This is a genomic window from Eubacterium ramulus ATCC 29099 (assembly GCF_000469345.1).
GTDB lineage: Bacteria > Bacillota > Clostridia > Lachnospirales > Lachnospiraceae > Eubacterium_I > Eubacterium_I ramulus.
In genome coordinates this window covers 102,805-109,213 of sequence record NZ_KI271072.1, presented here as the reverse complement: position 1 = coordinate 109,213, position 6,409 = coordinate 102,805, and the positions used below count along the sequence as shown (strand labels likewise).

General features: G+C 48.8%; 5 protein-coding genes and 1 pseudogene. 5 read left to right on the top strand and 1 reads right to left on the bottom strand.

Going from position 1 to position 6,409, the window contains the following annotated elements:
• The 5 genes and pseudogenes from HMPREF0373_RS00470 to HMPREF0373_RS00450 all read left to right on the top strand — a co-directional run.
• A pseudogene (locus HMPREF0373_RS00470) lies at positions 1–242 on the top strand (DNA topoisomerase III); the annotation flags it as partial.
• Complete coding sequence (locus HMPREF0373_RS16240) at positions 239–607, top strand: cysteine-rich VLP domain-containing protein (protein ID WP_007860200.1); 369 nt, start codon at positions 239–241, stop codon at positions 605–607. The pseudogene HMPREF0373_RS00470 and the gene HMPREF0373_RS16240, both read left to right, overlap by 4 nt.
• A gap of 126 nt (positions 608–733) precedes the next feature.
• Complete coding sequence (locus HMPREF0373_RS00460) at positions 734–3,769, top strand: antirestriction protein ArdA (protein WP_021737553.1); 3,036 nt, start codon at positions 734–736, stop codon at positions 3,767–3,769.
• 4 nt (positions 3,770–3,773) lie between these two features.
• The gene (locus HMPREF0373_RS00455) at positions 3,774–3,983 is read left to right on the top strand and encodes a transposon-transfer assisting family protein (RefSeq protein ID WP_007860197.1); all 210 of its coding nucleotides are present in this window, start codon (positions 3,774–3,776) and stop codon (positions 3,981–3,983) included.
• 393 nt (positions 3,984–4,376) lie between these two features.
• Entirely contained in the window at positions 4,377–5,111 is a 735-nt protein-coding gene (locus HMPREF0373_RS00450) for a hypothetical protein (RefSeq protein ID WP_044962452.1), read from the top strand.
• Between the two features lie 70 nt (positions 5,112–5,181).
• On the opposite strand, the gene HMPREF0373_RS00445 is transcribed toward HMPREF0373_RS00450, so the two are convergent.
• Positions 5,182–6,409 (bottom strand): relaxase/mobilization nuclease domain-containing protein (locus HMPREF0373_RS00445; RefSeq protein ID WP_021737550.1); only part of this gene is annotated, 1,228 nt, incomplete at its 5' end.

The following is a 6,409-nucleotide window of genomic DNA, read 5'->3' as shown; positions in this document are numbered from 1 at the left end:
AGAAAAACTTTTATTGCTCCGACAGGGCTTGCAGCTTTGTGATGTGGAAGAACGACCGCTTTTTTGAGCAGCGCAAAAAGGCTTTCACAAAGGCGATTGCCGCCGCCCTTTTGAAAGACGGAAAGGTAAAAATCAAAGGTATGTACTCGACCAAGACGGGAAAGACCTTTGACGGAGTTGTGCTGCTTGCCGACACAGGCGGCAAGTATGTAAACTTCCGCGTCGAGCAGAACCGAAAATGATTAGGCTTGATGAAAAGCAGTACCGCGCTGTAAAGAAAATGACCCGCGCCGCTTGTGCAAACAACGATTGCGGGAATTGTCTGCTATTGGACGACGGGGAAACTTGCGTTTGTGTGCAGAGTATCAGCTATTCGCTGCTATGCCGCTATTTCCGCGAAGCGGTATTACCCGCAGACAGGCAGCTATGCGAGCAGATCACCCGCAGCGGGGAAACCGATTTGAAGCGTTGCGCGGTATGCGGCAGCACGTTTGCGGCGGGCAGCAACCGGGCGAAATACTGCCCCGATTGCGCGGCAAAGATACGCCGCAGACAGAAAGCGGAAAGTGAGAGAAACAGGCGTTTACGGATAAAAACAACTACATAGCAAGCACAGCAAACGAGTACCCGTTTGCGAGAAATGCCCGCGCTGCTCTATGGGAAGCGCGGGCATTTTGCTTGTTGGGATAGTCCCAAACCCTTATATGACCGAGAAAGGACGTGATGAAACAATATGCCGTACACTTCATACGACCATGACAAATTAGAAGCCGCCGAAACCATGCGGATAGAACGCCGGATATATTTTGAAGCAAAGGACGGGGATATTGCCCCTTATTCTTCCTTGCCGATTGCGCAGCTACTTTCCATGCGCAGCGAAAGCGCGGCGGCAGAACAGACGATTTTTGACGACCTCAAAGAACGCGCCGCCGCATGGGAAGAACAGGCGGGAAGAACGCTTTTGCTGGATAAAGCACTTGAATATGTGAGAACGCCGCACGTCCAGCACACCGCTAATGAGTGGCAGAAAAATGAATATGACCGATATACCCGCAGCAACCGGGTATATCAGATGAATTACTACATTTACGAAAATACCCGCTACAACCAAGAAGCGCAGAAATCTATCCCGTATTCATGGACGCTTACATGGAGCGTGCGAACCAACAGCCCAAGCAGAACCCAAGCGAAGATTGCCGGACAGGACAGAAAGGTTTTCACCGATAAGGCGGCTATGGAAAAGTATCTGAATGGGCGTATCAAAGCGTATGACCGCTTGTTTACGGAAATATCCCCGCCTATCCCGCAAGAGTACGCCGACTATTTCAAAGTAAACGGTATGCTCATGCCGGACTACACCATAGAGGGTGAGGAACCCCCGCAGCAGCAACAGGCGGTAGCTATCCCCGAAAATACCGGGCAGGAAAAGGAGCGTGAACACATGGACGGACAATTTTCTATTATGATAGGCAACCGCAGCCGCTTTGAAGCGGGCGACCCAAGCGGTTATTGGCTGGATATGCCCGCTACAAAAGAGCAGCTTCACGAAGCTATGCAGAGCGTCGGTATTACCGCCGACAACCCGCAGGATTTATTTGTGGGCGGCTTTGAAAATACTGAACAATGCCCCTTTAACGTGCCGCTTTCCGTTATCCAAAGCGGCAGCATAGACGAATTAAATTATCTTGGAAAGCTGCTTGAAATGCAGCGCGACGAGGATAAAGCGAAGTTTGCGGCGGCGGTTACGCTGGGCGATTACGCCGGAAACCTCAAAGACCTTATCAACCTTGCGCAAAACCTTGATTGCTATTGGATTTATCCCACCGTCCAAAGCGAAGAAGATTACGGCCACTATCTGATTGACGAGTTAGACGAATTGGAATTGCCGGAAGAAGCGAAGCAGTATTTCATGTATGAGGAATACGGGCGGGACGCAGTTATCAACGACAAGGGCAGATTTACCGAACAAGGGTATATCTACAACAACAAGAATACCTTTTCCGAGTGGTACAACGGGCGCGAAAGCGATATACCCAAAGAATACCGCATTATGAGTTACCCGCAGCGGTCGCGCGGCGAACAGGACAAAGCCTATATGGACGCAGCCGAAACGCAGCAAGCAGCCGTACAGGCCGCAGAGCCGCAGCAGCCCCGCCCCGTCGTCCCCATTATCCTTACTTCCGAAAAGCCCGCCGAAAAGGTAAAGGAGATCACCGCCCGTTTGGAACAGGGCGTACAAGCGATTTTTGACAGCGACCGCTACAAAGAGTTTCTAACCGCTATGTCGAAGTTCCATGATTATAGTTTGAATAACACTATCCTAATTGCTATGCAGGGCGGCAATTTAGTAATGGGCTTCCGTCAATGGGAAAAGGAGTTTGACCGCCATGTAAAGAAAGGCGAGAAAGGCATTAAAATCTTTGCCCCCGCACCCTACAAGGTGAAAAAGCTGGTTGATAAAATCGACCCCGAAACGAGAAAGCCCATGCTTGACCGCGAGGGAAAAGTGGTAAAGGAAGAAACGGAAATCACCGTCCCCGCCTTTAAGGTTATAACCGTCTTTGATATTTCGCAGACCGAGGGCAAGGAGTTTCCCGACCTTTCCGTTAAACCGCTGCTTGCCGATGTGGAGCAGTACGAGGATTTTTTCGCCGCCCTTGAAAAAGCGTCCCCCGTCCCGATTACTTTTGAACAGATTACAAACGGCGCAAACGGGTATTTCAGTCTAACCGACAAGCGCATTGCAATCAAAGAGGGCGTGAGTGAATTACAGGCGGTAAAGACCGCCATTCACGAAATCGCCCATGCGAAGCTGCACGACGTGGACTTGAACGCCCCGCCGGAAGAACAAAACCGCGTTGACCGCCATACCCGCGAGGTAGAAGCGGAAAGCGTCGCTTACACCGTCTGCCAGCACTTTGGGCTTGATACGTCCGATTATTCTTTCGGCTATGTGGCGGGTTGGAGCAGCGGCAAGGAAATGACCGAGTTAAAAGCGTCCCTTGAAACGATACAGGCCACCGCAAAGGAACTCATTACCGAGATTGAGGGGCATTTTACCGAGTTGCAGCAGCAACGGCAAGCCGAGCAGGAACAGCAAACCCCCGTATTTGACAAGCTGCCGCCCGAACAGCAGCAAGCCTTGTCCGACACCGTAAAAAACACCTTGCAAATGCTGGTTGACGCAGATAAGCGGATTTATGGCGACGTTACAGGCAAGACCCTTGAAGCAATCGCGGCGCAAGGATATTCCTACAAGGACGGGCAGCTTGAAAAGCAGCAGCCGGAAGCGACCCCCGAAAGCCTTTTGACGGGTGAAACCGTTAGAACGCCGAGGGGCAATTTTCATATTACCGATATGAGCCGGGAACAGATCGAAGCGTCGGGCTTTGGTTTTCACCATGCGTCGGAGGACGGGAAGTATCTCATTATGGGGAACGGCACACAGGCTTACGCCATAGCCGCCGAGCAGCCGCAGCGGGATAATCCCTTAAAGCACGTCGAGGACACCATAGAGCAGAACGACAACAATTTTGACGGGATTATCAATAACACGCCGCAAACGCCCACCGTCGCAGATTTGGAGCAGCGGGCAAAGGCGGGCGAAGCAATTTCCGTTACCGACCTTGCGAAAGCGGTAAAAGCCGAGAAACGGGAGCAGCCGCAGAAAAAGCCCTCTATTCTGAAAAAGCTGGACGAGTATAAGAAACAGGCGGCGCAGCAGCCGAAAGATAAACAGAAAGAGCATAAAAAGGATTTGGAGGTTTGATAGCATGAATATCTGCTTTACCATAGAGGAAGAAAACATTGTTGCGATCTACGCCGAGGACAGCCGAGAAACAACGCTTGAAAATATCCTTGCCGCCATGCCCTACATGGACGAGGATATGCGTCAGCTTGCCGCCGCAACGGTAAACAAGCTGCAAGCCATGACGGACAGCGAGTTTTCTGAACGGGAGTTTATCTTGACCGACGAGGAATAGTCCATAGAAAACAGGGGCGCGGTTGCCGATTTCCGGCGCCGCGCCCCTGTTCTTTTTTGTCCTTGCGTGGACAATTAGAAAGCCGTTTTTGCGGGTTTGAATATAAAGTATCGTCTACGCCGTTTCCCCGCGCTGGAAGCCGCAGAAATACAGGCGTTTTCAGCCCTTAACATTCCACTTGTTACCCTTGCTTTTCTAAATTAACCGAGCAACAATTTTGAATTTGCATGGGTGATAGTAAAACCCATTTTCTTTAATCCATGTCTTTTCATATTTCTTGGTAGAATGAAACAGTTGGATATGGTATAATAAAAAAGCACATTGTGCTTTTTAGAACTCTAAATTCAATAAATGAGGTGCAAAGGAATGAGGAAACTTCTATGTGCCATTTCGATGGCAGCTTTATTGGTAAGTATGACGGCCTGCAATTCATCGCAGGATAATTTTACGCCTGATTATGAATCGGCGATAGGGGCAATTTTTATAAACAATGAGCAAGAGTTGCCGGAAAATACAAAGGTCTATGCGGATTTTGCAGATAATAGCTACTCATTTGATTTGGACGCTGCTTGCGTATATTATTTCTCTGCCAGTGCAGATGTTGCTTATGCTGGAGATCAGAACTTTACCAGTATGACGTTTGGGGCAAACTTGGACAATGATTCCGTGGGTGCTGAAGGCGCGATAGCATATCTTCCGCAAGAGGAATCCGAAAACTCTGTTACAGCTTACTATCTGTATCATGATGAAGAAGGGGTATATTTTGATACAGAAACTTATTTTGACCGCATGGAAATCACTGATCAATGTGCCATGACAGGAATTGATTATTCCTGCCAAGTTACATTTGAAATTCAACAACCGACAACATCTTTTTCCATGATATATTATGATGAAAACCATTCGGAAATCTCCAAAACAGATTACACCCCAGAGGAAGTTACTGACTATCAAACCTTTGAATTAGGGAGTGAAGTTGGTTCGGTGGAAATCATTTGTTATGACGCTAATGGTTCAGAATTAGAAACAATGACAATTACTCCGGATAATCCCAGTACGGTGATTTGTTTTGATGATGGAGGGCAGATTCTTGCCAGCCGGTATCTCCGCTTTACTTGGGAAAAGTAATCTTGAGTTATCAAGCAGTACCAGTAAGGACAGCCGAGTAAATCGACTGTCCTTTTTATTTATGTTTGGTTTATCGCTCCTGCTCCCGCGCCTTGCTTTGGGACGGGTAAAGAATACTATCGACGTTCTTTTTGACAATGCCGTACTCCTGCATTTGCTTTTTCGCTTGGCGGTAATCCTCATACAATTTGCTTTTCCTGTCGTTTAAGCTGCTATACTCCTTGCGCAGCGCGGCGAGATCGGGCAGCTTCTTTATCTGCATTTCCCGGAGTGCCTTTGCCGCAGCTTCAAACAGGATAATTTCGCTTTCATGCCCCCGCAGATACTTTTCCTTGTCCCGCGACTTCTTGTATTCCTCGTAAATCGGTTTTAACTGTCGGTATGTGGTGGTGTGCTTGATAAGCAGCGACAAATCAGACATACGCTGTTCTACCTCTTTAACCGCCCTTGCCGCCGCGTCATGGGCGGTCATAATATCCGCAATTTTGCTTTCAAGGTCGCTGTAATACTCAATCTTGTTTTCGGTTAGGAAGTTCATGCTTTTAGCAGCCTGTTTCAGATTATGGATTTTCGCCCACCGTTCATAGCCCGCCGACTGTTGGGCTTTGATACTGTTTTCAAGATCGACGACAAGCCGGATTTTCTTATCTTCCCGCAGCGTTTTTGTTTTGGCAACATACACGCCCTTGATACGCTCCTTTATCGCTTCTTCCGTATAGGCCGCGCCGAGCGTCTTTGTGCGGGTAAACCGTTCCTGTCCGGCAGCGCGAAAGGAAATGTATTTGCCCTGTTTGATTTCATACCCCATTTCCTGCAAGCGGCGCAGCAGTTCGTCAAAATCTTTCACTTGGGGAATGAGAGTATCTATCGCCGTTTTCAGCTTTGCTTTGTAGCTTGTCCCTTGCTTTTCGGCGGTGTATTCTGCATAGCTTTTTCCCTTGTCCTGTCCCGGTACGACGACGGATAGCCCATGCTCTTTACATATCCTGTCGCTGGTGCGCCGGATAAAGTGATAGCTTTGCTTGTTGGAATGGTACTTTTTGTAGTCAACGAAGCTAACCGCGTTGAAAATCAAGTGATTATGCAGATGGTCTTTATCGACGTGAGTTGTCAAAACAAACTCATACTTGCCGCCTAATACCGCCCCGGCAAGTTCCATGCCGATTTTGTGCGCTTCTTCCGGTGTGGTTTCTCCCACCGCAAAGGATTGTATCAAGTGCCGCCCTAAATGTGTGCCGCGATCTCCGGCAGCTTCCCGCGTCCATGCAAACTCAATATCGGCGGTTTCCAGCCCGCAG